This window comes from Microbacterium memoriense, from assembly GCF_025398275.1.
Taxonomy (GTDB): domain Bacteria; phylum Actinomycetota; class Actinomycetes; order Actinomycetales; family Microbacteriaceae; genus Microbacterium; species Microbacterium memoriense.
This window is the reverse complement of the sequence record NZ_JAODOR010000002.1, coordinates 84,767-109,923: the sequence shown is the minus strand read 5'-3', so window position 1 is coordinate 109,923 and position 25,157 is coordinate 84,767. Positions and strand designations below refer to the sequence as shown.

The 25,157-nt window shown below is 65.2% G+C and carries 26 protein-coding genes; 17 read left to right on the top strand and 9 right to left on the bottom strand.

Annotation, left to right across the window (positions count from 1 at the left end):
• The 4 genes from hisD (at position 1) to N4R40_RS01505 (ending at position 5,102) form a co-directional block, all read left to right on the top strand.
• A complete protein-coding gene (gene hisD, locus N4R40_RS01520; RefSeq protein ID WP_261605605.1) occupies positions 1–1,326 on the top strand; it encodes a histidinol dehydrogenase in 1,326 nt (441 codons plus the stop codon).
• 4 nt (positions 1,327–1,330) lie between these two features.
• Positions 1,331–2,551: an alpha-hydroxy acid oxidase gene (locus tag N4R40_RS01515; protein ID WP_261605604.1), complete on the top strand. Its 1,221-nt coding sequence runs from the start codon at positions 1,331–1,333 to the stop codon at positions 2,549–2,551.
• A 62-nt stretch (positions 2,552–2,613) separates the two neighbouring features.
• Positions 2,614–4,278, top strand: coding sequence for a thiamine pyrophosphate-binding protein (locus N4R40_RS01510; RefSeq protein WP_261605603.1), 1,665 nt, complete (start codon positions 2,614–2,616; stop codon positions 4,276–4,278).
• Positions 4,279–4,376: 98 nt separating this feature from the next.
• Complete coding sequence (locus N4R40_RS01505; protein WP_261605602.1) at positions 4,377–5,102, top strand: NYN domain-containing protein; 726 nt, start codon at positions 4,377–4,379, stop codon at positions 5,100–5,102.
• 142 nt (positions 5,103–5,244) lie between these two features.
• On the opposite strand, the gene N4R40_RS01500 is transcribed toward N4R40_RS01505, so the two are convergent.
• Positions 5,245–6,075 (bottom strand): nuclease-related domain-containing protein, encoded by an 831-nt coding sequence (locus N4R40_RS01500; protein ID WP_261605601.1) that lies wholly within the window; start codon positions 6,073–6,075, stop codon positions 5,245–5,247.
• Positions 6,076–6,444: 369 nt separating this feature from the next.
• Between N4R40_RS01500 and N4R40_RS01495 the strand changes: the two genes are divergently transcribed.
• From N4R40_RS01495 to N4R40_RS01480, 4 genes are all read left to right on the top strand, one after another.
• Positions 6,445–8,112, top strand: a complete 1,668-nt coding sequence (locus N4R40_RS01495; protein WP_261605600.1) for an AIPR family protein — start codon at positions 6,445–6,447, stop codon at positions 8,110–8,112.
• Positions 8,113–8,800: 688 nt separating this feature from the next.
• Complete coding sequence (locus tag N4R40_RS01490; RefSeq protein ID WP_261605599.1) at positions 8,801–9,010, top strand: hypothetical protein; 210 nt, start codon at positions 8,801–8,803, stop codon at positions 9,008–9,010.
• Positions 9,011–9,141: 131 nt separating this feature from the next.
• Complete coding sequence (locus N4R40_RS01485; protein ID WP_261605598.1) at positions 9,142–9,414, top strand: hypothetical protein; 273 nt, start codon at positions 9,142–9,144, stop codon at positions 9,412–9,414.
• The gene (locus tag N4R40_RS01480) at positions 9,414–10,040 is read left to right on the top strand and encodes a hypothetical protein (RefSeq protein WP_261605597.1); all 627 of its coding nucleotides are present in this window, start codon (positions 9,414–9,416) and stop codon (positions 10,038–10,040) included. The genes N4R40_RS01485 and N4R40_RS01480 overlap by 1 nt, the downstream gene beginning before the upstream one ends.
• Before the next feature lie 224 nt (positions 10,041–10,264).
• Here N4R40_RS01480 and N4R40_RS01475 read toward each other — a convergent pair whose 3' ends face one another.
• The 4 genes from N4R40_RS01475 to N4R40_RS01460 form a co-directional block, all read right to left on the bottom strand.
• Complete coding sequence (locus tag N4R40_RS01475; protein ID WP_261605596.1) at positions 10,265–11,590, bottom strand: GTP pyrophosphokinase; 1,326 nt, start codon at positions 11,588–11,590, stop codon at positions 10,265–10,267.
• A gap of 241 nt (positions 11,591–11,831) precedes the next feature.
• Positions 11,832–12,593, bottom strand: a complete 762-nt coding sequence (locus N4R40_RS01470; RefSeq protein ID WP_261605595.1) for a DUF4839 domain-containing protein — start codon at positions 12,591–12,593, stop codon at positions 11,832–11,834.
• A 189-nt stretch (positions 12,594–12,782) separates the two neighbouring features.
• Entirely contained in the window at positions 12,783–13,469 is a 687-nt protein-coding gene (locus tag N4R40_RS01465; RefSeq protein WP_261605594.1) for a potassium channel family protein, read from the bottom strand.
• Between the two features lie 208 nt (positions 13,470–13,677).
• Entirely contained in the window at positions 13,678–13,857 is a 180-nt protein-coding gene (locus tag N4R40_RS01460; protein WP_261605593.1) for a MerR family transcriptional regulator, read from the bottom strand.
• Positions 13,858–13,977: 120 nt separating this feature from the next.
• On the opposite strand from N4R40_RS01460, the gene N4R40_RS01455 reads away from it, so the two are divergent.
• On the top strand, positions 13,978–14,598 hold the full coding sequence (locus tag N4R40_RS01455; RefSeq protein ID WP_261605592.1) for a hypothetical protein: 621 nt from the start codon (positions 13,978–13,980) through the stop codon (positions 14,596–14,598).
• A 326-nt stretch (positions 14,599–14,924) separates the two neighbouring features.
• On the opposite strand, the gene N4R40_RS01450 is transcribed toward N4R40_RS01455, so the two are convergent.
• On the bottom strand, positions 14,925–15,773 hold the full coding sequence (locus N4R40_RS01450; protein ID WP_261605591.1) for a Rossmann-fold NAD(P)-binding domain-containing protein: 849 nt from the start codon (positions 15,771–15,773) through the stop codon (positions 14,925–14,927).
• Positions 15,774–15,842: 69 nt separating this feature from the next.
• Positions 15,843–16,673 (bottom strand): hypothetical protein, encoded by an 831-nt coding sequence (locus tag N4R40_RS01445; RefSeq protein ID WP_261605590.1) that lies wholly within the window; start codon positions 16,671–16,673, stop codon positions 15,843–15,845.
• A 61-nt stretch (positions 16,674–16,734) separates the two neighbouring features.
• On the opposite strand from N4R40_RS01445, the gene N4R40_RS01440 reads away from it, so the two are divergent.
• Positions 16,735–16,974 carry a hypothetical protein gene (locus N4R40_RS01440; RefSeq protein WP_261605589.1) on the top strand — a complete coding sequence of 80 codons (240 nt, stop codon included), beginning with the start codon at positions 16,735–16,737 and terminating at the stop codon, positions 16,972–16,974.
• 3 nt (positions 16,975–16,977) lie between these two features.
• Here the strand turns inward: N4R40_RS01440 and N4R40_RS01435 are convergent, their stop codons facing one another.
• Entirely contained in the window at positions 16,978–17,400 is a 423-nt protein-coding gene (locus N4R40_RS01435; protein ID WP_261605588.1) for an OsmC family protein, read from the bottom strand.
• A gap of 73 nt (positions 17,401–17,473) precedes the next feature.
• Here N4R40_RS01435 and N4R40_RS01430 point away from each other — a divergent pair, with 73 nt between their 5' ends.
• The 6 genes from N4R40_RS01430 (at position 17,474) to N4R40_RS01405 (ending at position 21,820) form a co-directional block, all read left to right on the top strand.
• The gene (locus tag N4R40_RS01430; RefSeq protein WP_261605587.1) at positions 17,474–18,250 is read left to right on the top strand and encodes a methionine ABC transporter ATP-binding protein; all 777 of its coding nucleotides are present in this window, start codon (positions 17,474–17,476) and stop codon (positions 18,248–18,250) included.
• Positions 18,247–18,918, top strand: a complete 672-nt coding sequence (locus N4R40_RS01425; RefSeq protein ID WP_261605586.1) for a methionine ABC transporter permease — start codon at positions 18,247–18,249, stop codon at positions 18,916–18,918. Before N4R40_RS01430 ends, N4R40_RS01425 begins: the two co-directional genes overlap by 4 nt.
• Before the next feature lie 17 nt (positions 18,919–18,935).
• A complete protein-coding gene (locus N4R40_RS01420) occupies positions 18,936–19,739 on the top strand; it encodes a MetQ/NlpA family ABC transporter substrate-binding protein (RefSeq protein WP_261605585.1) in 804 nt (267 codons plus the stop codon).
• A gap of 137 nt (positions 19,740–19,876) precedes the next feature.
• On the top strand, positions 19,877–20,701 hold the full coding sequence (locus tag N4R40_RS01415) for an alpha/beta fold hydrolase (RefSeq protein WP_261605584.1): 825 nt from the start codon (positions 19,877–19,879) through the stop codon (positions 20,699–20,701).
• A gap of 44 nt (positions 20,702–20,745) precedes the next feature.
• On the top strand, positions 20,746–21,135 hold the full coding sequence (locus N4R40_RS01410; protein WP_261605583.1) for an MmcQ/YjbR family DNA-binding protein: 390 nt from the start codon (positions 20,746–20,748) through the stop codon (positions 21,133–21,135).
• Positions 21,136–21,145: 10 nt separating this feature from the next.
• Positions 21,146–21,820, top strand: coding sequence for a thermonuclease family protein (locus N4R40_RS01405; protein ID WP_261605582.1), 675 nt, complete (start codon positions 21,146–21,148; stop codon positions 21,818–21,820).
• Positions 21,821–21,823: 3 nt separating this feature from the next.
• On the opposite strand, the gene N4R40_RS01400 is transcribed toward N4R40_RS01405, so the two are convergent.
• Positions 21,824–23,269: an MFS transporter gene (locus N4R40_RS01400; RefSeq protein WP_261605581.1), complete on the bottom strand. Its 1,446-nt coding sequence runs from the start codon at positions 23,267–23,269 to the stop codon at positions 21,824–21,826.
• 364 nt (positions 23,270–23,633) lie between these two features.
• Here N4R40_RS01400 and N4R40_RS01395 point away from each other — a divergent pair, with 364 nt between their 5' ends.
• On the top strand, positions 23,634–25,130 hold the full coding sequence (locus tag N4R40_RS01395) for a SulP family inorganic anion transporter (RefSeq protein WP_261605580.1): 1,497 nt from the start codon (positions 23,634–23,636) through the stop codon (positions 25,128–25,130).
• Positions 25,131–25,157 lie beyond the last annotated feature (27 nt).

Sequence of the window (25,157 nt, the reverse complement as noted above, 5' to 3'; positions counted from 1 at the left end):
ATGACCTCACAATCCATTCGCGAACGCGGCCGTTGGGCAGACATGTCCGACGCTGAGCGCGACGATCTCACAACGCGGGGTATCGGTCGCGTTTTCGACCCCGAACTGAGGGAATCCGTCCTCGAGATCCTGGAGGACGTACGAGACAACGGGGACGACGCCCTCATCCGCGCCCTCGCCAAATTCGACAAAGTCGAAGTGGACCGCTCTGACATCCGCGTCTCCGACGAAGAGTTCGACGCCGCAGCGGACTCGATCAACCCGGAAATGCTGGCCGCGATCCGCGAATCCATCGCCTTCGTCCGTCGCTACAACGAGCAGCTCATCGCCGAGGACGCGGACTGGAGCTTTGAAACCGCGCCCGGAGTCATGGTCGGTGAGCGCACGAGCCCCATCGAGAGCGTCGGCCTGTTCGTACCCGCAGGCAAGGGCTCATTCCCGTCTGTGCTCGTCCAACTGGGAACGCCGGCCGTGGTCGCTGGTGTTCAGCGTATTGCCGTCGTTACCCCACCGGTCCCGGGAACAGGCGGCAAGGTCGACCCCGCGGTGCTCGTGGTCGCGCGCGAACTCGGGATCACCGACGTGTTCCGAGCCAACGGCCCGGCCGGAATCGGCGCGCTCGCCTTCGGCACCCAGAGTGTCCCCGCCGTGCGGAAGGTGGTCGGTCCGGGTAGTCCGCCCGTGGCCGTCGCCCAAATCGAGGTGCAGCGGTTCGGAGTGGTCAGCAACATGCTTCTCGGGCCCAGCGAGAGCCTGATCCTGGCGGACGATTCCGCTGACCCGCGGTTGCTCGCAGCGGACCTGCTCAACGAAGCGGAACACGGGCCGGACTCGTCGAGCGTCCTCGTCACGCCGTCCGAAGAACTGCTCGCAGCCGTGCAGATCGAGCTTGCTGTGCAGATTGCCGAGCTGCCGGCACCGCGAGACGAATACGCCCGGCTGGCGATGCGCAATGGCGGCGCGGTCCTCGTTGACTCCATCGAAGAAGGCGCAGAGGTCGCCAACGTCTACGCCCCCGAGCACATGCAGCTTGTCGTCCGGGACGAGGAGAGCACACTCGACCTCCTCACCGATGCCGCCGAGATCCTTGTCGGTCAATACACCACGGTTTCCATGGCGAACTTCGTCCTCGGATGTCCCGCGGCTCTGCCGACGAGTGGGTATGCGAAAGTGTCGAGCGGCATCACCGCACACACCTTCCGCAAGAAGCGCGCAGTCGCACGAGCCACGCCGGACGGACTGCGCGCCCTCGCGCCCACCGTCCTCGCCTTCGCTGAGCACGAGGGATTCCCCGCACACGGTGCCTCCGTCGCCATCCGGGTGTGAACCGATGAAGCTGAGTGAGGCATTCCAATTCATCGGACTGACGAGAGGACGGGCGACGGGGGCGTACTCACATCTCCACACGATCGGTGACGTCCATCGCGCGGCATTGCGAGCGCTGCCGCGCGGCATCTCCGACTATGTCGACGGAGGTGCCGACACCGAGACCACCCTGGAGGCGAATCGGGCGGCATTCAACCGGCTTCGCTGGCAGCCCGACTCGCTCGTCCCTGCTGACGTCGTCGACACGTCGAAGACGCTCGCGGGGGACAAGTGGGCGATGCCGATCGGACTGGCGCCCACCGGGTACACACGGATGATCCACCCCGCCGGAGAAATCGGGGTCGCGGAAGCTGCCGCCGCAGCCGGAGTTCCGTACGTGCTGTCGACGGTGGCGACCACAACGATCGAGGACGTGGCAGCCGCGAGCACGGCGCCCTGGTCACAGCTGTACACGATGCGCGACCGCGACGTCACGAACGACCTGATCCGTCGGGCGGACGCGGCCGGCTCACCGGTCCTCGAAGTCGCGGTCGACACGGCGGTCGCGGGTAATCGCGTACGGGATCGCCGCAACGGACTCATCATTCCGCCGCGAATGACGCTTGCCACCCTCGGAGGAATCGCCGTCAAGCCGCGCTACTGGTCGAGCATGCTGGCGAACGAGTCATTTGACTTCGTACAGGTGAAGAAGAGTGTCCGATCGGGAACTCTACCGGGCGGCTCGATCGCCGACATCACCGCCGGGTTCGACGCCGCACTCGACTGGGATGAGATCGCCCGGATCCGGAAACTCTGGCCGCGGACTTTGCTCTTGAAAGGACCAATCGGGCCCCACGACGCCGTGCGCGCACAGGAACTCGGTGTCGACGGCGTTCACCTCTCCAACCACGGCGGTCGCCAGCTCGATAGGGTGATCGCGCCTATCGAACTCACCGGACCCGTCCGCGCGGCACTGGGTCGAGATGCCCTTGTGGTCGTCGATTCCGGCGTTCGGAACGGCGGAGACGTCGCGTTCGCACTCGCGCTCGGCGCGGATGCCGCCTTCATCGGCCGTCCTTACATCTGGGGACTTGCTGCCGGGGGAGGTGACGGCGTCGCACGCGTGCTGGCGATCCTCCACGCCGAACTGGCTCGCACGATGGCGCTCGTGGGTGCACCGTCCATCGCCGCGCTCCGAGATCGCGGACCGCGCCTCATCGCCCAACGCGGGAGCGAGAACACATGACTTCCGGAACCACCCTCGCAGGGCAGCCACGATCCCTCGCTGCCAGCCCTAGGAGCACCTCGATGGAACGCCCCAAGACCGTCGCGGATGTCGTCGCTGACGTTGTCGCCCGCCACAGCCCGGTCGTCTTCAGCCTGATGGGCAACGGCAACGCGCACTTCGTCGCAAGCCTGACCTCTCGCGGGCATCGTGTGGTCGACGTCCGACACGAGACCGCGACCGTTGCTGCAGCGCATAGCTTTGCGCTCGCCGGCGGCGGTGTCGCGGCAGCCTCCGCCACGTACGGTGCAGGTTTCACCAACCTGCTGACCTCGCTGGCGGAAGCTCGGCTGACCCGCGTCCCGGCGGTGGTCATCGTGGGCACCGCGCCGACGAGCGGCCCTCGCGCGATTGACATCGACCAGCTCGCAGCTGCGGCCGCCGTGTACGTGCGGACGCTCGTCGTCGGCACCCACGACGCCGCCGCGCAGACTGAGCTCGCCTACGAGATCGCCCGACGCGACCGCGTTCCGGTCATCGTTGCGCTTCCGTACGACCTCGTTGACGCACCCGCAGCTCCGAACGGTTCAGTCCCCACTCTCTCTTCCGACGACGTGCTGCGCACCCATGAACTCGCGGTCGCTGAACCGGTGTCGCGCGAGGATGCCGCGGAGGTTGCGGGGATCTTGCTGAGAGCGCATCGGCCGCTGATCCTCGCGGGCCGCGGCGCCGTGATCGCTCAGGCAGGAGAAGCACTGCGAGAAATCGGCGACCGGGTAGGGGCACTGTCCGTCAGCTCGCTCATGGCACACGGGGTTGTCGACTCACCGTGGGATCTCGGGATCGCCGGTGGCTTCTCGACGCCGGAAGCCGCGGACCTGATCAAACAGGCAGACGTCGTCCTCGTCGTCGGCGCGAGCATGAATCTCTGGCAGATGCGCTACAACTCGCTGATCGACGATGGTGCACACGTCATTCAAGTCGACACCCTCTCCGGTGCGACGCACCCACGTGTCAACGCCTTTCATCGGGCGGATGCGCGAGCGTTCGCTGTCTCCGTGCTGAACAGTCTCGCCGCCGGGAACCAGGCTGGATGGAGAGCTGGCGCGATCCTGCCTCAACGGGATCCCGAGGCCTTCGAGGAACTCGCGCCCGACGGTCGACTTGACCCGCGCGCGGTGATGGAACAGCTCGAGGACATCCTCCCCGCGGAGCGGACAATCACCCAAGACAATGGACACTTCATGGGGTGGGCGCCTCGTCACCTGAGCGCTCCGGATCCAGAGGCCATGCTCCTTCCTGGCCTCGGGCTTCACTGCATCGGACTCGGGGCAGGTTCACTTATCGGCGTTGCGGCAGCGCGCACCGATCGACTGCCGGTGCTCGTAACTGGAGACGGTGGCTTCCTCATGGAGTTGAGTGAACTGGACACACTGGTCCGGGAGGTGCCCTCAGCGCTGGTGATCGTCATGAACGATGCTGCCTTCGGAATGGAAGTGCATCAGTACGGCGCCCGCGGACTCGACACGAGCTCGATGCGCTTCAGCGAAGTCGACTTCGCCGCAGTTGCGCGAGCCATGGGCGGATCCGGCGCGAAGATCCGCACGCTCGCACAACTAAACAGCATCGAAGAATGGCTCAGCGGTGGAGCGCAGGGCGTCTTCGTTGCCGACGTGGCGATCTCTCCAGAGGTGGTCGCAGACTGGCTGCTCCTCAGCAATCGGTACAACGGCGTCCCCTCGAGATGAAGGAACCGGGGGAGCCCGGAAGCCGCGGTGCATCCTTGAGATCGAGGCTCGGCGCTTCGAGCTCGAGGCTCGGGGCTTCGCCCTGCCATGCTTGAGCAATGGGACAATCCGCTGATCTCCTCGCGGTACTGATCGACGCCGACAACGTCTCGGCATCCAAGATTGGTGCAGTCCTCACGGAGGTTGCCCGATTCGGCACGGCGTCTGTCAAGCGCATATACGGAGATTGGACGAACACGCAGCTCAGCACATGGAAGCAGACGGCGAACGAGCACGTCATCCAACCAGTGCAGCAATTCGCGAACACCGTAGGCAAGAACGCGACCGACAGCGCTCTGATCATCGATGCGATGGATCTGCTGTATACGCGTCGCTTCAGCGGATTCTGCATCGTTTCGTCGGACAGCGACTTCACGCGCCTTGCGACGCGCATCCGTGAGGAGGGCGTCACTGTGCACGGGTTCGGTGAACGGAAGACTCCGGCGGCGTTTAGAAACGCGTGCGACACCTTCACTTATCTTGATGTGCTCGAGGTGCCCAAAGATGAGCCCGCCGCCGCGGCGCCCGCACGGAAGTCGGCGTCGGAGCTTCGGCAGGACACCAAGCTCGTGGCGGGTCTCCGTTCATGCATTACAACGGCGTCCGGCGAAGAGGGTTGGGCCAACCTCTCCAACGTCGGCTCGCTCATGCGCAAGCAGCAGCCCGACTTCGATTCGCGCAACTGGGGCTACGCCAAGCTCTCCGACCTTGTGAAAGTGATCGGATTGTTCGTGTTGGAACCACGACCCGCCGGTGGCCTACAGATTCGCAGCAAGTCCAAATAGGACGCGCGCGGCATTGGTGCGCCGACGGCTGTGCATCTGTCGACGCTCGTTTGCGAGCTTTCGCTCGGTGGTCGGTGACCAGTCGCGGGCTGTGCTGGCGTGCGCCTCCACCGCCACACAGCGAGACTCTCGAGTGCTGGGTCTAGCCACCGAGAAGGCGACCGTAGAAGCCGAGCGCCATTGGGACGGTGACACCCATGACCGCAACCAGCAGGCCAGCGCTCCAGATCATGCGAACGCGTTTCGCGCCGACGACCTCACGATGCAGCGCATCGAAGCCGGGTATGTCGGGCTCGTGCTGCGGCTCGGCGGTCCACGTCGTGGCATCGCGAACCAGCGCTGACAACTCAGCCGTCTGCGTCTGATCGAGCCGCGGCGGCTGTTTCTTCAGCCAACGGGTGAGTCTCGCGGCATCCACCACCGCGAAATCCGCAGGCTGTTCACGGATGGTGATCTGCTTGGCGCCGACGATGGCGATGACTCCGGCCGTGGGAACGTCGGTCCCCGCGGCCGCGGACAGGATTTTCTGAGTCCTCGCCGCCTCGAAGCGAGTGTTGCGCAGATGGTCCTTCGCCTGTCCGTTGACGAGCAGTCGGCGGCTGCCGACCCACACCCGCGCGTCCTCATGGAACTTGGTGTTGATCGTGAACACACCCGAGGCTCCGACGACGACGTGGTCGATATCGCTACCGCGCGTCCCGATCGGCACCGAGTGGAGGACGGTCCAACCTTCGCCGAGTGAGTCAAGACGGCGGGCGACGTCGATCTCACCGAGCGCGCCGACGTACCAGGGGCGAGACTCGTCCGACAACGGAGACCGCCCGAAGACCCGCGCGAGCGCGCCGCGAGGCGGGACGTCGGCGTGGACGCGCAAGCACTCGGCCATGACGGATGCCGCGGCGACAGTCCCGAACCTTGACGAGGCCGGCGCGGGAGAGTCGAGCGGCAGCTGAGGGGGGAGTTCAGATGTCATCGGGTTGAGTCTAGGGAGGTGGAGGCTGCCGGCGTGCGCAGGTCGACGAGCGAGCGCAGGTCGTCCCCGCACCGAGCATTGGAACGAACGGGTCTTACGTGCCGGTGCCGCCGTGCAACGGTCACGACGGGCGGGAGCTCCATCGGCAAACGCACACCGACCGACTTGCGTGCGCCTGCAACCGCAGTCGCTTGCCATCGTCACGGACACGAAAGGGTGTGCCACCTGGCGATAGCAGCAACCGGTCAGCGCGGCGTGGCTTGCCGACAATAGAATCCCATAGGAGCCAGTTCGCACCTGTACGCGCCTTGCAGGCGCAGCGTGTCGACCGTCGCCCGTTAATGGGCATGAGCTGAGGATCAGAAACAGTTGAGCAGATTCCACGTCAGCCAGATCGAGACCTACGTTCGTGATCTCTACGAGTCAGACCACTGGATCGACGGGCTAGATGACGTCAATAATCTTTCACGCTTGCTGGCTCTGTGGGCACTCGAACTAACTCTTGGCGACGCTGACGAGTCCTCTTCGACGGTCGAGGTGACCGACGGTGGCGAGGACCGAGGTATCGACGCTGTCGGGGTGAATACGACCATGAAGGAAGTCGTCTTCGTTCAGTCGAAGTGGCGGCAGGACGGCACGGGTTCCATGGCGCTCGGCGACGTGTTGAAGTTCCTTCAAGGTGTCCGCTCGCTTCTCGGAATGCGCGTGGAAGGCGAACCGGTGCACGCGACGGAGGAGATGCGGCAGGCCGTTCAGTCGCTGCTTAGGACACCGGGCGCTCGAATCCGACTCGTTACCGTCACTACGGCCTCGGAGCCGCTGAGTGCGGAGGTTTCTCAACCAATCGAGGAGCTCCTAGCATCGCTCAACGATCTGCCTGGGACCGAGCCGATGGCACTCCACCGACATTTGGGACAGTCAGCTCTTTTCAACGCCATCGCTGAACGCGATCGACCGTCGGTGGACATCGAACTTCAGATTCTTGACTGGGGCAAGTCGGCCGAGCCTCAGAAGATGTACTACGGAAGAGTGAGCGCTGCCCAGGTTGCAGAGTGGTTTAGCGACCACGGGGCCGACCTGTTCGCCGACAATATTCGGGTCGTGATTCCACGTTCTGACATCAACGATGGGATTCTGCAGACGATACAGAGCGAGCCAGAGAACTTCTCCTACTACAACAACGGAATCACGATCCTCGCGCGCTCGATCGAATTGGGACTGGGCGGCGCTCTCAGCCGTGACGTCGGGTACTTCAAACTGTCGGGCGCGAGCATTGTCAATGGGGCTCAGACGGTGTCGACGCTTGGTGCCGTCCGTGGTGGCGAATTCGAGGCGAATCTCGGAGGTGCGTACGTAATCGTTCGTTGCATCGAGGTGCCGGAAGGGGAAGAGGGCCTCGGGCAGAGCATCACGAGGTACGCGAACACGCAGAATGAGGTTTCAAGTCAGGACTTCGCTTTCCTGGACGAGCAACAGCATCGGTTGGCGAGGGAACTCCAAGTGTTGGGGTTCGAGTACATCGTTCGCTCCGCTGAGGTGCCGCGGTCGAGCGATCCAAACAAGGTGATTGAGATTCGTGACGCGGCAGTTGCGCTCGCGTGCTCACATCCGAAGCTCAACTACGCGATCATCGCCAAACGCGAAGTGTCGCGCCTCTTCTCTGAGGGCCCGGTCTACTCGGCACTATTCAACTCGGCGACTGACCCTCTGGCGTTGTCCCGGGCGGTGGCAGTTACGGCAGAGGTCGATCGCGTGCTCGATTCTCACGAGGTCGACACGGACGGCGTCGAGGCTGGGGTCGCGATCCACGCGCGACGAGTCATTGCGCACGTCATCATGCGAGAGATAGGGTCCAGCGTCCTCGCCAATCCGTCCGCTGAATTTAGTGCGGTGCTGGCTGGCGTCGAGGCCAAGGCGACGCTCCTGCTAAAGGCGCTGACCGCCGTCTTCCCAGACAATGCGTATCCGGGCAACGTGTTCAAGAACCAGGCGCGCGTTCAGCAGCTTCTCGACGACGCTGAAGCGATGGTGAAGTAGCTGCTTATGGCCTGCCGGCTGGCTGGACATAAGCTCGCGCTGACCCTCCCACCACGTCGATGCTCGATCGAGGTGCGCCTTCGTCAACTGTGCGTTCGAGGATCGCCCCTCCGAGCAAGCCTGGGCGCGTTGGCGGACTGACCAACCAGATCGATTGAGGGGCCCGCGTCGCGACCGAGGAGTACCTGCGCGAGGTGTTGGGGAAGGTCGACGCAGCGGATCCACTTCCCAGCTCCCACCAGGTTCTGCCCGACATCCCGACGCCAGCAAGGACGAGCTTCGGCCGTTTCTTTAGCCGAGTGTCACCATCCGACATGTCTTTAACGAGCCCGGCGACCACATTTGTTGTCAGCTTCTGCACGCAACCTCTGTGGAGAAGGAGTCGGGCGGTCATCTTCCGCGTGAATTCGCGGCTCGGGGACCGCTCGAATTACATGTATGTAGTTCGCGGGGATCGTTCTCTCCACAGAATCTGCTCTCTAAGCCCCCTGAAAGGCCATCTACGCGACGTTTCTCCACAAGTTGTCCACATACCTATCCATGCGTTCGTTAGGCCGTTGTCGGAGCGTGTGCTTAGAGTTGAAGGGCAAGCAAGAAGCCCCGATCGCTGAAACTCGAGCGGGGCTCGGAAGTTGCAGCAGATCGGGGCTGAGGTGTCTTGGTGGACTCCTCGACTCTAGAGGCCCAGATGGCCTCGACCAAACGCCGGGCGGCACGCCTGGCCGGCGGGGATCTGCTTCCCTCTCCGCAGGAAGGAAGCATCATGACGAAGGCATCGTCACGGTCGTCCGGGAAGCCCTCGAAGGCCTCGCTGAGCAAGGCGGGACGGACCCTCGCGTCCAACTCGTCGAGCAAGCCGGCCAAGTCGAAGGCCGGCTCGACGCTCGGCAAGGGCTAAGGCCCATGGGGCCAGCTGGACTTCGTTCCGGCTGGCCCTCCCTGCCTACGCTTCACGTGACGAGGCGCGTCGTGGTTCGCTTTCACTCTCGCGGCTTTCGCCCACCCGAGGGGCGAGAAAGCAGCACCATCATGAGTAGTTCCGCCTCCTTCAACGAAGATGCCTTTCGCAAGATCGCCGAGGATGCGGTCACCAATGTGGCCGCGGAGCAGACCCGCGACCTCGAGCGTCTCCGCGAGCAATACGCCGGTCGCCCGGTCGTAGAGATCAAGCCTGCGCTGCAGGCGCTGTTCGCCGGGTACGACGGCTCGATCACCGACCCGGAGTTGTCGGACTGGGCGCAACTGATCTCGGACAACACCCGGATCGCGATGGCTCCAGCGCCGATCGATTGGAGCCGTTGATGGGCGGCATCGATCCCGAGTACCTTAAGCACCCGTACCTCTACGTCCCGTGGGTCGGAGACGGCAGGCTAGACACGATCGAGGGCGGCAAAGCGATCGGGCTCTATGTCGCACAGCACTACAAGGTGCGCCCGACGATTCTCTGCCCGTTGAAGTCGAATGCGGCGTATCACGATGAGTTCAAGAAGCTGACAGTCGTCACCGAGCGCTCTGGTTTCGTCGGGGAGAACGGTGTCGTGATCGCCTGGTGCCCGACCCGCAAGGTCATGCAGAAGCTACACGGCCGCCAGAACATCGTCGTGCTTGTCGAGTGGCCCAGCGAGCGCTTCGACGCCTGGGCGAAGCTCGTGGGCGCTTACAACGTCGTCACCGGCGAGGTCATGAACGCGGACTTGTCTGAATCCGGGCTGAAGGCGCTGGAGGGCATCGTCTGGGAGGGGTACAACGGTTGGCACGACTCCATCGCCGAAACCCTGACCACTGCGCACCTCAAGGAGCTCGCGGCGCTCGGCGAGTACGACCGTGCCATCGTTCTCGAGTACGCCGCGCAGCACCGCGGGGAAACCAGCATTCAGCGACTCGGGAAGATCCTCGACCGTTACGAGCGGGGACTGGCGGCCGCGTAGGCCTTGAATACGTCAGAGAGCCCCGGAAGGTGAACTGCTCCGGGGCTTTCTGCTAAGTCGTTAGCGGATCGCGGTGTTGCGGGCGCGGTCACGCCCGCAACGTGCCTCTATCGCGCACTGCCCGCTTAGGGATCGTTTGGGACGTACTGGACCCTCGACCACGATTGAGAGCGCCCGGCCCCAGAGTTCAGCCCTTCACTACGCGACCCGGTGACGACGGAGCCCTACAGGTCGAGATCCAACGCGTGGACAGCGCTGATGTGTGTGCCAGCAGGATAGGCCTGCGCCCTGTATCTGTCGCGGATGCTGACCGCAGACTCGTTTGGATGCTCGAGAAGGTACTTACCGACGTCAATGTACTCCTGAAGACGCCCGTCGCTGAGCGAGTCAATCGGCCACACAGGATCCCGATACCTGTGCACGAGGGCAAGTGCGGTCCAGTAGAGGCCGATACCGGGGAATGCGGCAATGGGGATCTCGTGTCCGTGAACCGCGTCGGGCGACAGAAGTGGTCTCTCGACGCTGGCGCAGACGATCGCCATGCGAAGCCCGAGTGCGCCGTTCTGTTCTGCCAGCGCTGCGTTGATTTTCGACGTCGTTAGCAAGCCCGCTACTTTTAGTGCTCTAGTCACTTCTCTCCGGAAGTTGAGCGGCTTCTCCAGCGGCAGATCCAGCGCAGAGGCGATCTGCCGGTCGAGTGCGCGCGAGGCGCGGTCCGTCTCGATGATGCGCTGGAAGTCAAAGCCCGCGCCTGTGTCGTCGCGGGACCCTGTGGGGCGATCGAGCGTGACTTCATTACGGATCGAGATCAGCTGCTCATCGACGTTCTCCACCAGAGCCGCCGTCAGCGCGAAACGTCGACGAACCGACCGACTGACAGGACCGAGAGCTTGATAGGACAGGTCATGCTCGATCTCCGCCCACGCGTGTTCGACGACACTGCGGATCTGGATCTCGACCACCGCCGGCGACAACGGTGGCTGACGGACGCTGGCCCTGAGCAGTTCCGGGAGGTCTTCATTGCCCGAGGCCCACGGCATTGTCGCAACGAACTGGATCGACCGATACCCGAACTCGGTGTCGTCGAGGGTTTCGGCTTTATTTACGTAGGTGCCTTCGCGCACGTTCAGTTTGCTGCGCAAAGCTTGTTCTACCCACGGCGCGTCGTCGCGAAAGTACGTGATAATCCGCAACCCGATGACATCCTCGATGATCAGAGCAGGCTCAGTCCTGAGCTTCTTGCGGAGCTTCCGCTCGAAGGAATCGCGGTCCTTTACACGCCAGGTGATCGCGTGCACGCGTATGCGCGGGTCTTCGTTCAGCGCGTCAGTTATCCGCTGCTTGAGATCCTTGGCGTTGTTCTTGTAAGCATCACGATGGCCGTCATAGACGCTGAGCTCCCAGGCGATGCGGCCTTCCTGTTGCGGAGTCAGCGACATGATCGGCATCGTATCGGCCCGGGCGGGGTACTCGCGTCCGTCGCTACCGTGGATCGCCGCCCCGGAGCGATGCCGACGACCCCAACGCACGTTGACCGGCTCGGCGTGCATATCGAGAGTTCAGCGTGGGGAGCGCCTCGTCGGTGGTAGCGGGCAGCGTCAAGAGCGGCGCGACATCGGGCGCCGGTTCCGGCCGTTCGGTGGTCAGTCACGACCGATTGAGGCTACTGGCAGTGAGCTGCGCGGGTTTCATTGCCGTGGAAGTGGGCTTGGTGGTCGGCTCCACTGTGTGTCACGCGAGGAAACGTGTCTACCGCGAGTTTGCGCGTCCGCGATTACAGCTCGGCCTGCCTCAACGCCACGAAGTCTGGACGGGGTCCAGTAGGAACAGGCAACTGCTCTCCTCGTAGTGGTCAATCGTCGCTACGAAGTGCAAGTTGCTGCCCACGCCGACGCTGTCGGGTTGCGCACCCGTCCAGTGCAGGTCGGAGGTAGCGTTCACGTCTCGATACTGGAAGGAGGGACCCGGTGCGGAGATTTCGCTGAAGTCGCCGGCTCCGATCAGGAAGTCGTAGCGCGTGCTCGCCCCGTCGTGCGAGTTCATCGCGCCGATGTGGCCGTTGAACTCGACGGTCCCGCCTGCATGTGCTGATGCGAACGCGGCGATGTCAGGCGAGCAATAGTCAGTGAGGGCGAGCAGCGCCGCGAACTCCGGGTTGTTCTCCGAGGTGATAAACGCCGGAGCCGCGGAGTTCGTCGGTGTCGGCTCACTTGGAGGCGTCTCGCTGGGAGTAGCGTCGATGGTGGCCGTGGCCGTGGCAGTGGATGACGGAGTCTCAGCGGGCTCAGCAGTCGAGTCGTCGCCCCTCAGGGCGTTCATGATTATCAACACCGCGATCAACACGACGACGATGGCGACCAGCGCGCCGTAAAGGATCCACGGCGTCTTCGGTTTCGGCCGACGGATTGTGAGTTCGCTGCTGATCTTGCCCGTGTTAGTGGACACGAGCTCCCAGCCCTGCGCCCGCCACTTCGCGGCGGTGCGCGTTTCCATGCCGCGGACTGCCTTAACTGTCTGCGTCTGATACTTGACGTCGCCATCCTCGGCGCCCATGATGATCCCAGTTCTGCGGCGCCAAACCCAGTGCGCAGCTTTCAAAGGATACTGATTTTGAGAGCGTCCGCCGGCGTACGGTGCGGCTGTTCAGTGATCGCGATGGAACGCGTCGGTGGACGCGCACTGCGATCATCACCACATAGGAAAACAGGACCGCTTGATGAAGTCGTTGGTCAATCGCTCGGGTCAATGAGCCGAGTCGAGGGCGCGGATCATGTCCTTGAGCTCGGCGACTTCTGCGCGGAGCGATTCGACTTGGGATTCGGTCGCGATGGCTGTCCTCTCGGCCTCGAGTGACACGCGTTCGACGATCCACGATGCCAGCGTGGCGGTGACGACACCGATCAGGGCGATCCCGCCGATCATCAGGCCGACGGCCACGATTCTTCCCGTGACGGTCACGGGGTAGTAGTCGCCGTAACCCACGGTGGTGATGGTGACGAAGGCCCACCAGATCGCGTCGGCAAAGTTCTTGATCGATCCACCGCTGTTCTGCTCGGCGTCCAATACGGCAAGTCCCGCGAGGAAGACCGTGAGAACCGTGGCGCCGACGGTATAGATCGCGACCTTGCCGCGAAGCATCGAACCGGTCGTGCGCTGGATGAGGGCGAGGACCGTGAGGAATCGCATCAGACGGAGCGGACGAAGCATGGGCAGCGCGACGATCGCGAGGTCCAGCAGGTGACGATAGAACCATTGCCACCGACGGTCGGCGAGGGTCAGCCGCACGACGTAGTCAACGAGGAACACCGCCCACGTCAGCCACAGCACCACTTCGGCGACGGCCTCAAGCGCACCTTGAGGCTTGGCAAGAATCTGTGTGGCATAGGCCGCAAGGAACGCGCACGCCGCGATCGTTAGCGGCCATTCCACGGCGCGCTCCCAGCGCGCGAGTCGTTCCCCATACACACGCCGATTATCGTCCATGGGGAGCCGCGCCGTTGCCACGCGGTGGACCACTTCCATTGGCGCCAGAGGGATGCCAGCGTACGTAGACGTCCCGTTAGAGCGCAACGCCTGGATAAAGGATCCCGAGCGTGCGTGGCGCCCGCCATCGCTCGTCCCGCAAGTCGGCGACGGGTTAGACCTTGATCCCGAACGCGCGCAGCAGCGGGATGCGGGGGATCATCCGTCGTGGGCCGAGCTGGATCGTGGGGATCGTCCCACTCTCGATGCCGAGCTTGATCGTGCGGTAGTCGACGCCAACGAGCTTGGCGGCATCCTTCATGGTCAGCGCGAGGCAATCCTGTGATCGATTCATTGATCCATCCCTTTCGTGAGCCATCATTGACGGTCATCTTTCGTCGCAAGCTACCACAGTCGTGAGCCAAGATCGACACTCTTCTTCGCTAAACGTGTGAAGCCGTGGAATAGTGGCGTCATGGCACAGCTAGAGGCGTATGACATCAGCGACGATCGTGTGCAGCTCGGCAGTGGGGTGAGTGTGCCGCGTACGTGGCATGTGCGCGTCGTGGGGGAGCAGAACGTCGCCGGCGCGATCACTGCGCGGGTGGAGTGGGATGCGGCGCTCGGGCGGCCTGTTGTCGCGTTCGCTGCGGTCGAGCGCACGGAGGCTGGTGTCGACATCACGAGTCAGATGCTCCGTGAAGTGCGCACGCACTGGATCCTGGCGCGGTCCGCGCTCGACGTCGTCACGGTCGAGACCGAGGACGGGAAGGCCGTCGGAGCTCAGGAGTTCCTCGGGGAGCAACTCGAGCGCGACGACCGGACGACGGCCGACGCCGTCGACGATGCGGTCGCGGTCTATCGCGTCGGCACCGCGCTCAGCTTCCCGCCGCTCAAGCTCGTCGCCGACACCCTGAAGATCAGTCAGAGCACCGCCACGCGCCTCATGAGTCGGGCGCGCGAGCTCGGTATCGCGCCGGAGATCCGCCTGCAGGAGCCCCGGAGGGCACCAGCGATCGACCCGTTCTCCTCTGGTCCCACGACGCCGCAATGCGGCGGTCCTGGAGCCCTGGACCGGCCATCGCGCGGTCTGTGACAATGCTGAGCATATTGCTTCACGTGCACCTGCGGGACGCGGGTGAACGTATCAAAGTGCTCAAACTTGCGGCTTCCAAATTTGAGGGCAAATGTGACAGAATGAAGGGGCTTAGAACAGGCCCGGTCAGCGGTCATATTTTGCCCGTTTTTTGCCCGTACATCATTTCAAACCAGTTGTTTTCGGACGTAGGTTGATGTCGTCGAGGTTCTGAAAATCCGCGTAATTCCGCGGAAGTTGTGGCTATGAGTCGCTATGCAGAATGCTCAATCTCGTTTTCGAATCCCTCCAGGGGTATCTATGCGGTTCGACGCATACCGTCGCGCTCACGGATGCCGCCCGCCACCGCCCGCGAGCACCGCACGGTAGCCCTCGCGGAAGCTCGGATACCTGAACGAAAACCCTGTCGAGCGCAGGAGGGCGTTGGAGATCCGCTTGTCGCCGGCGGACTGCCGCCCGGTCGCCTCACCCTGAGCCGGCGGAGCAACGCCCATCTCCGCGGCGAGAAAGCGCAGCACCTCATCCAGCCGCGCCGGCTCGTCATCGCTACCCAGCACGAGCGGTGGGGGAGCGTCGAGACCGGCGAGGTGCACGAGAGCAGCAGCGGCATCATCACGATGGATGCGGTTCGTATGCGGCGACGCAGCGGGTGCCGCGAGGCGGGCGGTGCCTGAGCGCACCTGCTCGATGAGCCGCTCGCGCCCAGGACCATAAATGCCTGACAGTCTCACCAGCGTCGCGTTCGGAGCCCGTGAGTGCAGGAGCTCTTCGGCTTCGAGCAACACGTCGGCGGTGGCCGTGCCTCCCGTGGCGGGAGTGGACTCGGTCACCGTCGCGCCGCCGTCGACGTCGTAGGCCGCCGTCGACGAGACCACAAGCAGGCGAGGGTCTGCCTGCGACGCCTCGATGCCGTCGAGCACATGCCGGAGCCCGGTCACATACGTTTCGCGGTAGGCCTCAGCGGTGCGACTCCCGGCGGCAAACGCGACCACCACGACGGTGGTGTCGCCATCGATCGTGGGGACCTCGCGGCGCAGATCCACGGAGCGCCCCTCGATCGGTGCTCTCAGCAGTTCCGCTCTGCGGCGCATGCCGACCACGCGATGTCCCTGCGCCGCGAACCGCAGGCCGACTTCGGTGCCGAGGTCGCCGCATCCGGCAATGATCACTGTCATGTGATCAACCCTTTCACCGCGGCGGGATGCGCGCTGCTATCGCGGGGGGAAAGGCAGTCCGCATTCCGTTCAGCGTACGGCGATCTCCAGATGCCGCGGCTGCAAAGGGATGATGTCTCCGGGGTGGATCATCGGGTACTGACCGAACAGTCCGGTGAGAGACGACACGTAATAGGTGTCCATGCAGAAGCGGTCTTCGACTCCCCGCCAGGTGTCGCCCGACGCGACGGTGTAGTCGAGCAGGGTGCCGTCGGGCCCCGTGCGCACCTCGCCCTGGGCGGTGCCGGCGGCACCGGTGTCGATCGGGCGCCCGATGTCGGTCGCTTCCGCGTGGAAGTTCGGGAGGCTCGCCCAATTGATCGAGGCGAGCATAGGGTACCCCTGCTGCGTGCGCGGGCACGCCGCGAAATCGAGTCCTTCTGCCCGGCGCGCGTCGACGGCGGCTGCCTCGGTGAAGGCGTACACCTCGCCTTGCGTGATCTGCCCGATGTTCGTGATGAAGTTGATGGTCGCGAACGCGCGCGAGTCCAGGCAGAAGCGCTCGACGATGGCCTTGTACGAGTCACCGCCGGCGACGGTGTAGATCGTCGCCCGTCCGTCTGGATCGGATGCAGTGACCGTGCCGTTGGCGCCGTAGCGAGGGCCCATGTCGGTGCCGGCAGGGTTCGGGCCGCACGCCTCATCGACGACTGATTGATGGTCGCCGATCGGCCCGCTGAGAGGGTTCACGTTGTCGCCGGGCTTCGCCGAGGGGGTCTGGTCCTCGGTATCCTGGCGGGCTGCCGGCGTCTGCGCCTTGGGCGTCGGCTCCTGGCCAGAAGTCCCGAACGCACACCGTGTCAGTGTGAGAGCGACCAGCGCGGCAGTGAGTGTCAGAGTTCCGACCCGTAGAACAGTCATCGCAAGACAATCTATCGGCGCCCCGGTTGTGTCGCCTGGATCATCGTGCAACCGTGAAGTGATGGACGCATCCGAAGACCAGACTTCTGCGAACGTGGCTCAGGGTAAGCGGCCGTGGTGGCTCGCCACCACCTCGCCCACCGTCGCGGTGGTGTTGACGGTGATCTGGGCCGGCCTGTTCCTGTGGAGCGCGCTGGCTGGCGGAACGTGGGATGCCTTCCACATCGTTCGCGTCAGCGTCACCGCGCTCTTGACCACCGTCTACGCCATCACGGCCGGCTACCTCGCCCGACGCGGCTAAGTCTCAGCCCGCTACGGCCGCAAACGCCTCGGCGTGGGCCCTGACTGTTGTCGCCCCGCGCAACAGCTTCGACACCGGGCATCGCGCCTCCGCTGCCGCGAGAAGCGCTTCGGTTTCGGCCGTGCTCCCGCCCTCGAGCGAGAGGTACGCATCCACCTGGAACTCGAAGCCCGGACCGGGGTCAGCATCCACCAACGCGACCTCGACACGCACAGCCGTCCGTGCGGCCCCGCTCAAAAGAACCTGCGCGGTCGCATTGAGGCACGTCGCCCACGCGAGCGCCAGCAACTGCTCCGGGTTGGATGCCGCCGGATCGAGGTCGGTGCCCAACGGTGAGGACACCGGGACGTCCATGCCCCCGACGACCCGGCTCCAGCCGTCGGCGCCGTCGGTGTTGATGATCTCGGTCCGGTACCTCACGCTCATTCCTCGATTATAATTGGACGCGGTACAAGAACAGCGCTGCACTGGTCGCCGAGCAAGGGAAGCACGAAACGAGATGGCGACATCGGGCACTGCCGTTGTGGAATTCGCGGACGTCACGAAGACGTTCGGCGATCACGCGGACGAACCTCCCGCGCTCCACGACATCACCCTGACGATCGATCGCGGCGAGATCTTCGGCGTCATCGGCGAGAGCGGCGCCGGCAAATCGACGTTCCTGCGGATGATCAACGGACTCACGTCGCCGGACTCCGGCTCGCTGACGGTGCTCGGACAGCCCGTGGCAACCCTCGCGCGTGGGCCGCTGCGCGACCTGCGCCGCGACATCGGCGTGGTGTTCCAGAGCATCGACCTGCTCACCAGCCGCACGGTGCGGCGCAACGTCGCGCTTCCGCTCCGGCTACGGCGCGGAACCAGCGACGCGATGTCACGCGATGAAGAGCGAAAGGCCGTCGATGACATCCTCGCGTTCGTCGGACTCACGCACCGCGCCGATCACTACCCGGCGCAGCTGAGCGGGGGAGAGCAGCAGCGCGTCGGTCTTGCCCGCGCGCTCATCACGCGCCCGTCACTGCTGCTCTGCGACGAGCCGACCTCGTCGCTCGACACGTCGACCACGGCCGAGGTGCTGCGCGTGCTCGAAGGCGCCCGCGAGCGCTACGGCACGACGGTGATCGTGATCACCCACGATCTCGACGTCGTCAAAGCGATCTGCGATCGGGTGGCGCTCTTCGAGCGCGGCCGGCTCCGCGAGGAGTTCCGTATCGAGAAGACGGACTACCGGACGCTGCCGGACTACTACGAGCAGGTCAAACGGGAGCTCCTGCCGTGACCTGGCTCACCGACCTGCTCGCCGAGTACGGCGACGACATTCTCGAGGCGCTCGCCGAGACCGGCTACATGCTGGTCGTCTCGCTGGTGGCCGCGGTGGTCATCGGGCTGCCCCTCGGGGTGACCGTGTTCCTCACTCGCGCGGGCGGCTTCGCCGAGAACCGCGCGCTGTGGCGCGTTGCGAACCTCTACATCAACATCGTCCGCTCGTTCCCGTTCCTGCTTCTGGTTGTCTTCCTCATCCCGTTCACCCGTCTCGTGATGGGGACGACCTTCGGTACGCAGGCCGCGACCCTGCCGTTGTGCTTCGTCGCGGTCGCGATCTACGCGCGCCTGGTCGAACAGATCCTGCTCGAAGTGCCGCCCGGAATCTCCCGTGTTGCGACCGCGATGGGCGCCACGGTGCCGCAAGCGGTGGGCCAGTTCTTCCTCCCCGAGGCGCGCTCCGGTCTCGTCTACGCGCTCACGTCGGCCGCGATCAGCCTGCTGTCGTACTCGACCGTGCTCGGGGTCGTGGGTGGCGGGGGGATCGGTGACTTCGCCATGCGCTACGGCTACCAGGAGTACAACAACGCCCTGATGTACCTCACCATCGCGATCATCATCGTCTGCGTGCTGCTGATCCAACTGATCGGCCACCGCATTTCCGTCCGCCTCGACCACCGTTGATACCCACAAGGAACTCCATGCGCTCTTCGTCCCTGCCCGGCCTCGGCCTGCTGCTCGCCTCTGTCCTGCTCGTGTCGGGATGCGCGGCATCCACCACCAACCAGGCCGAGACCGTGACCCTCCAGGTCGCGGCCGTCACGTCACCGATGACGGATGTCGTCGAAGCCGCCGGCGAGGCGATCGAAGACGGCTACGAGATCGAGCTCGTCGAGGTCGCCGACTACGTCACCGCGAACACGATTCTGCAGGCCGGCGACGTCGACGCGAACTTCTCGCAGCACGTGCCCTACATGGAATCGTTCAATGCGGGCAACGACGGCACGCTCGTCGGCATCCAGCCCGTGTACGACTTCATCATCGCGTTCTACTCGAAGACCCTGACCGACATCGACGGCCTGCCGACGGGCGCCACCGTCGCGATACCGAACGATCCCTCCAACACCGGGCGGGCGCTGCGGCTGCTCGCGAACGAGGGCATCATCACCCTCGACCCGGCGATCGACCCGTACGCGGCGACCCCGGACGACATCACCGAGAACCCGAAAGAGCTCGAGTTTCTGCAGGTCGCGATCAGCGCGCTGAACACCGCGTACGACGAAGCCGACCTTGTCTTCCAGTGGCCGTCGCACATCTCGGCGCTCGGGCTGAACCCGCAGGACGATGGCCTGATCACCGAACTCGACGACACCTTCGCGCTGAATCTCGTGGTGCGGGGCGAGGATGCCGATTCGGCCGCGACGGCGGCGTTGCAGAAGGCGTTCACGAGTGACGAGGTGCGCGCGGTCATCGAAGCGAACGGGACGATCACCACCGCGTTCTGAGGGTTGACGATCGCGCATCGTCGGTCAGCGCGGGGTCGCGACGTTCGGCGCGAGGCGGTGGCGAGGGTTCGCTGAGGGATTTGGCGCGGAGAGCGTTTCGGATCGGATGCGCGCCGCTCTCCGGCTAGCCTCGGCCCATGAGCGTTGCCCTCGACGTCCCGCTTGCCGATGGAAGAGTGCTCCGTGCGTACGACTCGGGCGGAAGCGGCCCGGTCATCATGTGGTTCCACGGCTCTCCCCAGACCGGGCGCGTCCTGTCGCCGATTCTCGACGCGGCGGCGGCACGCGGCATCCGGATGCTGTCCTACGCACGCCCGTCCTATGGTGGGTCGACACCGAGGATCGGGCGCGATGTGGCGTCCGCCGCGGCGGACACGGCGGCGGTCGCGGATGCCGCCGGTGTCGAACGGTTCGCGACCCTGGGCGCCTCCGGGGGAGGACCGCACGCGCTCGCCGGAGCTGCGCTCCTTCCCGACCGTGTGACGGCGGCCGCGACCCTCGCCGGGATCGCGCCGTTCGAGGACGACCCGGGGTGGTGGGGCGGCATGGCGGCGCCCGGCGGTCTCCACGCGGCCCGCGACGGCCGCGATGCGCGGGCGTTGTTCGCCGAGACCGAGGTGTTCGAGCCGACCAGCTTCACCGACGCCGACTACGCCGCCCTTGACGGGCGGTGGGGGCCGCTCGGCGAGGATGTGGGCGCGTCCGGAGAGTGGGGCGATGACGGGCTCATCGACGACGATGTCGCCTTCACCCGGCCGTGGGGCGTCGACCTCGCCGACATTCGTGTGCCCGTGCTCCTGGTGCAGGGGAGTGATGATCGGGTGATTCCGCCCGAGCACGCGGAGCGGTTGCATCGCAGCATCCGCGCGTCGCAGCTGTGGCGCCGCGCGGGGGCAGGGCACATCTCGGTGCTCGATGCCGTGCCCGACGCGATGGACTGGCTCCTGGCGCAGGAGCGGTGACCGCACTGCGCTGACGTGTCGGAGGTCGGTCGTAGTCTGCCGGTGTGGCCACTCTCGACGATGTGCGCGCGATCGCCGCCGGCTTGCCGGGCAGTGAGGAGCGCGCGACGACCGGCGGCGCCGCGTGGTTCGTGCGCGGCAAGCTGTATGCGTGGGAATGCCACCCCTGGCCCAGCATCCCGGTCGATATGCGCGAGATCATCGCATCGGAGCTCGTCGTCGGGGTGAAGGTCGCCGACCGTATGGATGCCGTGGCCCTGCGCGAAATGGCCCCCGAGGTGTTTTTGCGCACGACGACGCGCTGGGGTGAGCCGAAGGTCGCGTTCCGCATGGCGGGTATCGAGGGAGATCATCTCGCGGAGCTGGTGACCGAGGCCTGGCGTGTGCAGGCGCCGAGGTATCTCCGTCGCGAGCACGGTGGCGTGGACATTTAGGCTCGTGATCGTGCGTGGAATCTGGGGTGTGGCCTTCGCTCTGTTCCTGGCCGTGTGTGTCGTGGGATGTGCTCCGGGTACCTCGTCGTCGGGCACTTCGACGGTGACCGTCGCGTCGGTCATCGACGGTGACACGATCGAGACGAGTGCCGGCACGGTGCGCATCATCGGCATCGATGCGCCGGAACGTGATGTCTGCGGCTATACGGAAGCCTCGGCACTCGTGTCGTCGCTCCTCGTGCCGGGCGCTGTGGTCGACCTCGAGTTGCCCGACGGGCAGAACGACGCCGACAGGCACGGCCGGATGCTGCGCTACGTCACCACGGACCAGGGGATCGACGTCGCGTCATCGTTGTTGGCCGCCGGTCTCGCCGTCGCCCGGTACGACTCGGCCGACGGCTACCCCGCGCATCCGCGCGAGGCTGACTACCGCGCCGCGCAGGTCGCGTCGATCGGCGGGGACGGGGCCGTGATCACGGTGGACTGCGCCGGCGCCGCCGTGGTGCCCCCGCCGTCAGGGGAGTGGTGGACGCAGTACACCTCGTGCACGAAGCTCAAGAGCAACGCCGCCGGGCATCCGATCGGACCGTACTCGCGTGACAACCATCCCGGCGCCTACGCATGGTTCGCCACCGGGACCGGCAACAACGGCGACGGCGATGGCGACGGATGGGCGTGCGAGTAGGGGCTAACCCACGTGCGCGGTCCGCACCTGCTCACCCTGCGGGAGGAGCTCGCTCTTCGTGCCTCGGATCATGCAGACGGCGATCAGTGAGGCGGCGACCATGGTGATGGCGGAGGCGAGAAACACCGCCGAGTAGCCATCCGTGAACGTGGCGAACGGGATGCTTCCCGATGCCGCGGAGTCTTCGGCCGCGCGCGCATAGATCGCGGTGAAGACCGACAGGCCGATGGAGCCACCGATCTGCGTCGCCGCGTTCACCGTTGCCGAGGCGGCGCCGGCGTCGTGCGCGGCGACTCCGGTGAGTGCGAGATTCTGCAGGGGAACGAAGATCGCCGCGAGCCCGGCGCCGAGCAGCACCAGAGCCGGGAGGACCTGGGTGACGTAGTCGCCATCCGGGGTGATGAAGCTGAGGACGAAGAGTCCGGCGGCAGCGAACAGCGGACCGACGATCATCAGGATGCGGGGGCCGATCGTCGGCAGCAGCTTCGTGAGAATCGGCACGACGATCAGGATCACGACGGTCATCGCGACGTTCGCCAGACCCGCGACGAGGGGCTCCATGCCCAGAACGATCTGGAAATGGAACGTCAGGTAGAGCGTCGCGCCGATCAGCACGCTGCCGACGATCGTCTGGATGAGGAAGGCCCCGCCGCGCACGCGGTTCAGGATGATGCGAAGAGGGAGGAGGGGCTGTGCCACCCGCGACTCGATCAGCACGAACACGGCGAGGAGCGCCACGCCGAGCGCAAGGAAGCCGATGGTGTCGAGGTTGCCCCAGCCTTGCTCGGCGAGGCTGAAGCCGTAGACGAGTGAACCGAGACCGAGGCCCACGGTGATGGCTCCCCACATGTCGTACGTGTTGTCGCCGTCGGCCTTGCTCTCGCGAAGGAAGAGCGCGCCGCCGATCATCCCGACGATGACGAAGACGACGTTCACCAGAAGGCACCACCGCCAGCTCGTGAACTCGGTGAGTGCGCCGCCGAGCAAGAGGCCGATCGCGGCTCCCGTTCCGCCGATGATCCCGAAGACGGCGAAAGCCGTGTTGCGGTCGCGGCCAGAGGCGAAGGTGACGGTCAGCAACGAGAGCGCAGCCGGCGCGAGCAGAGCCGCGAACAAACCCTGCAATCCGCGGGCGATGATCAGCTCCGTTCCGGTCTGGGCGAGGCCGCCGAACGCGGAAGCGGCGCCGAATCCGATCATTCCGACCATGAAGCTGCGCTTGCGTCCCCAATAGTCGGCGATGCGCCCGCCGAGCAGCAGCAGCGCGCCGAAGACGAGAACGTACGCCGTGATGACCCACTGGCGTTCCACATCGGAGAGCCCGAGCTCCTGCTGAGCCTGCGGCAGGGCGATGGTGACGATCGTGGCGTCGAGGACGACAACCAGCTGGGTGAGCGCCAGGACAGCTAGCGTCCACCAACGATGAATGGGGGGCAGGGAAAAAGACAAAGAAAAACCCTCCAGGCTTCTCAGAACGAAGTGCTGGAGGTTTCGAGCCTCGGACAAACAGTGCACGAGGTGCCTGCGCCTACCCCGACCGCCGTGGCCGAACAGGCTTCAATTCTACCGCATGGACATCGTGCGGGACGCGCGAGCGGCTCTCCCGCCTGCTCGCTCCACCAGCCCGTCCGCCCGCCAGCCCGCCCGCCTGCGGCGGTGGCGCGTGGCCGCCGGCGGGCCAGGAGCCGCGGTGTCCCGGGGCGGGTTTCGGTGATCGCTTAGAGTCGGATGCGGTGCGATTCCGCGCATCCACCCTCTCTCGCGTCGACACCTCTGACGTCGATGCGCGCGCATTCCCCTTCTCGGAGGCCCCATGTCGACCGCGACCGCATCGCGCTACCGCATCGAACCGACTGTTCTGCAGGCTCTTCGCAACCCACGCCTGCTGACCCGCGAGGTGCTCGCAGGGCTCGTCGTCGCACTGGCGCTGATTCCCGAAGCGATCGCGTTCTCGATCATCGCGGGTGTCGATCCGCGGCTCGGCCTCTTCTCGTCGTTCATCATGGCCGTCGCGATCTCGTTCCTCGGCGGCCGCCCGGCGATGATCACGGCGGCGACGGGTGCAGTCGCGCTCGTCATCGCGCCCGTCGCCCGTGAGTACGGCATGGACTACTTCATTGCGACCGTGATACTGGGCGGACTCATCCAGATCGTCCTCGCCGTGCTGGGTGTCGCGAAGCTCATGCGGTTCATCCCGCGGTCCGTGATGGTCGGCTTCGTCAACGCGCTGGCGATCCTCATCTTCACGGCGCAGTTCCCGCAGCTCGTCGACGTGCCGTGGCTCGTGTATCCGCTCGTCGCCGTGGGGCTCGCGATCATGTATCTCATGCCGCGGATCACGAGAGTGATCCCCGCGCCCCTCGTCGCGATCGTGCTGCTGACGGCCGCGGTCGTCGTGTTCGCGTGGAATGTGCCGAACGTCGGCGATCAGGGCGAGTTGCCGACCAGCCTGCCCGAGCTCTTCCTGCCGCAGGTGCCGCTGACGCTCGAGACTCTGCAGATCATCGCCCCGTTCGCGCTCGCGATGGCGGTGGTCGGCCTTCTTGAATCTCTCATGACCGCGAAGCTCGTCGACGACATCACCGACACCCACTCGCGCAAGACGCGCGAAGCGCTCGGTCAGGGCGCGGCGAACATCCTCTCCGGCGCGTTCGGCGGGATGGGCGGTTGCGCGATGATCGGCCAGACCATGATCAACGTCAAGGCCTCGGGCGCGCGCACGCGTATCTCGACCTTCCTCGCCGGTGTCTTTCTACTGGTGCTGATCCTCGCGCTCGGGGACGTTGTCGCCATCATCCCGATGGCCGCGCTCGTCGCCGTCATGGTCGTCGTATCGATAGCGACGTTCGATTGGCACAGCATCCGACCTGCGACGATCAAGCGGATGCCGAAGAGCGAGACCGCCGTCATGCTGATCACGGTCGTGGCGACCGTCTGGACGCACAACCTCGCGATCGGCGTCGTGCTCGGCGTGGTCGCCGCGATGGTGATGTTCGCGCGCCGCGTCGCCCACTTCGTCACGGTGACGCGCACAGCCTCCGAGGGGGTGGCGCACTACATCGTCGACGGCGAACTCTTCTTCGCGTCGAGCAACGACCTCACGACCCAGTTCGACTACTCAGGCGATCCCGAACGCGTCGTGATCGACATGACGCGCTCACACGTGTGGGATGCGTCGACGGTCGCGGCCCTCGATGCGATCGTCACGAAGTACGAACGGCTGGGCAAGAGCGTCACCATCGAGGGGCTCAACGACACCGCCGCGGCGCTCCACCGCCGACTGACGGGCAACCTCGGCGCCGAGCACTGACGCGGCGGACCGCCCGAAGTCCACGCG

Coding starts and splice junctions, on each gene's coding strand:
- hisD (WP_261605605.1), top strand. CDS start 1: ATGACCTCACAATCCATTCGCGAACGCGGCCGTTGGGCAGACATGTCC.
- N4R40_RS01515 (WP_261605604.1), top strand. CDS start 1,331: ATGAAGCTGAGTGAGGCATTCCAATTCATCGGACTGACGAGAGGACGG.
- N4R40_RS01510 (WP_261605603.1), top strand. CDS start 2,614: ATGGAACGCCCCAAGACCGTCGCGGATGTCGTCGCTGACGTTGTCGCC.
- N4R40_RS01505 (WP_261605602.1), top strand. CDS start 4,377: ATGGGACAATCCGCTGATCTCCTCGCGGTACTGATCGACGCCGACAAC.
- N4R40_RS01500 (WP_261605601.1), bottom strand. CDS start 6,075: ATGACATCTGAACTCCCCCCTCAGCTGCCGCTCGACTCTCCCGCGCCG.
- N4R40_RS01490 (WP_261605599.1), top strand. CDS start 8,801: ATGGCCTCGACCAAACGCCGGGCGGCACGCCTGGCCGGCGGGGATCTG.
- N4R40_RS01485 (WP_261605598.1), top strand. CDS start 9,142: ATGAGTAGTTCCGCCTCCTTCAACGAAGATGCCTTTCGCAAGATCGCC.
- N4R40_RS01480 (WP_261605597.1), top strand. CDS start 9,414: ATGGGCGGCATCGATCCCGAGTACCTTAAGCACCCGTACCTCTACGTC.
- N4R40_RS01475 (WP_261605596.1), bottom strand. CDS start 11,590: ATGCACGCCGAGCCGGTCAACGTGCGTTGGGGTCGTCGGCATCGCTCC.
- N4R40_RS01470 (WP_261605595.1), bottom strand. CDS start 12,593: ATGGGCGCCGAGGATGGCGACGTCAAGTATCAGACGCAGACAGTTAAG.
- N4R40_RS01460 (WP_261605593.1), bottom strand. CDS start 13,857: ATGAATCGATCACAGGATTGCCTCGCGCTGACCATGAAGGATGCCGCC.
- N4R40_RS01455 (WP_261605592.1), top strand. CDS start 13,978: ATGGCACAGCTAGAGGCGTATGACATCAGCGACGATCGTGTGCAGCTC.
- N4R40_RS01450 (WP_261605591.1), bottom strand. CDS start 15,773: ATGACAGTGATCATTGCCGGATGCGGCGACCTCGGCACCGAAGTCGGC.
- N4R40_RS01445 (WP_261605590.1), bottom strand. CDS start 16,673: ATGACTGTTCTACGGGTCGGAACTCTGACACTCACTGCCGCGCTGGTC.
- N4R40_RS01440 (WP_261605589.1), top strand. CDS start 16,735: ATGGACGCATCCGAAGACCAGACTTCTGCGAACGTGGCTCAGGGTAAG.
- N4R40_RS01435 (WP_261605588.1), bottom strand. CDS start 17,400: ATGAGCGTGAGGTACCGGACCGAGATCATCAACACCGACGGCGCCGAC.
- N4R40_RS01430 (WP_261605587.1), top strand. CDS start 17,474: ATGGCGACATCGGGCACTGCCGTTGTGGAATTCGCGGACGTCACGAAG.
- N4R40_RS01420 (WP_261605585.1), top strand. CDS start 18,936: ATGCGCTCTTCGTCCCTGCCCGGCCTCGGCCTGCTGCTCGCCTCTGTC.
- N4R40_RS01415 (WP_261605584.1), top strand. CDS start 19,877: ATGAGCGTTGCCCTCGACGTCCCGCTTGCCGATGGAAGAGTGCTCCGT.
- N4R40_RS01395 (WP_261605580.1), top strand. CDS start 23,634: ATGTCGACCGCGACCGCATCGCGCTACCGCATCGAACCGACTGTTCTG.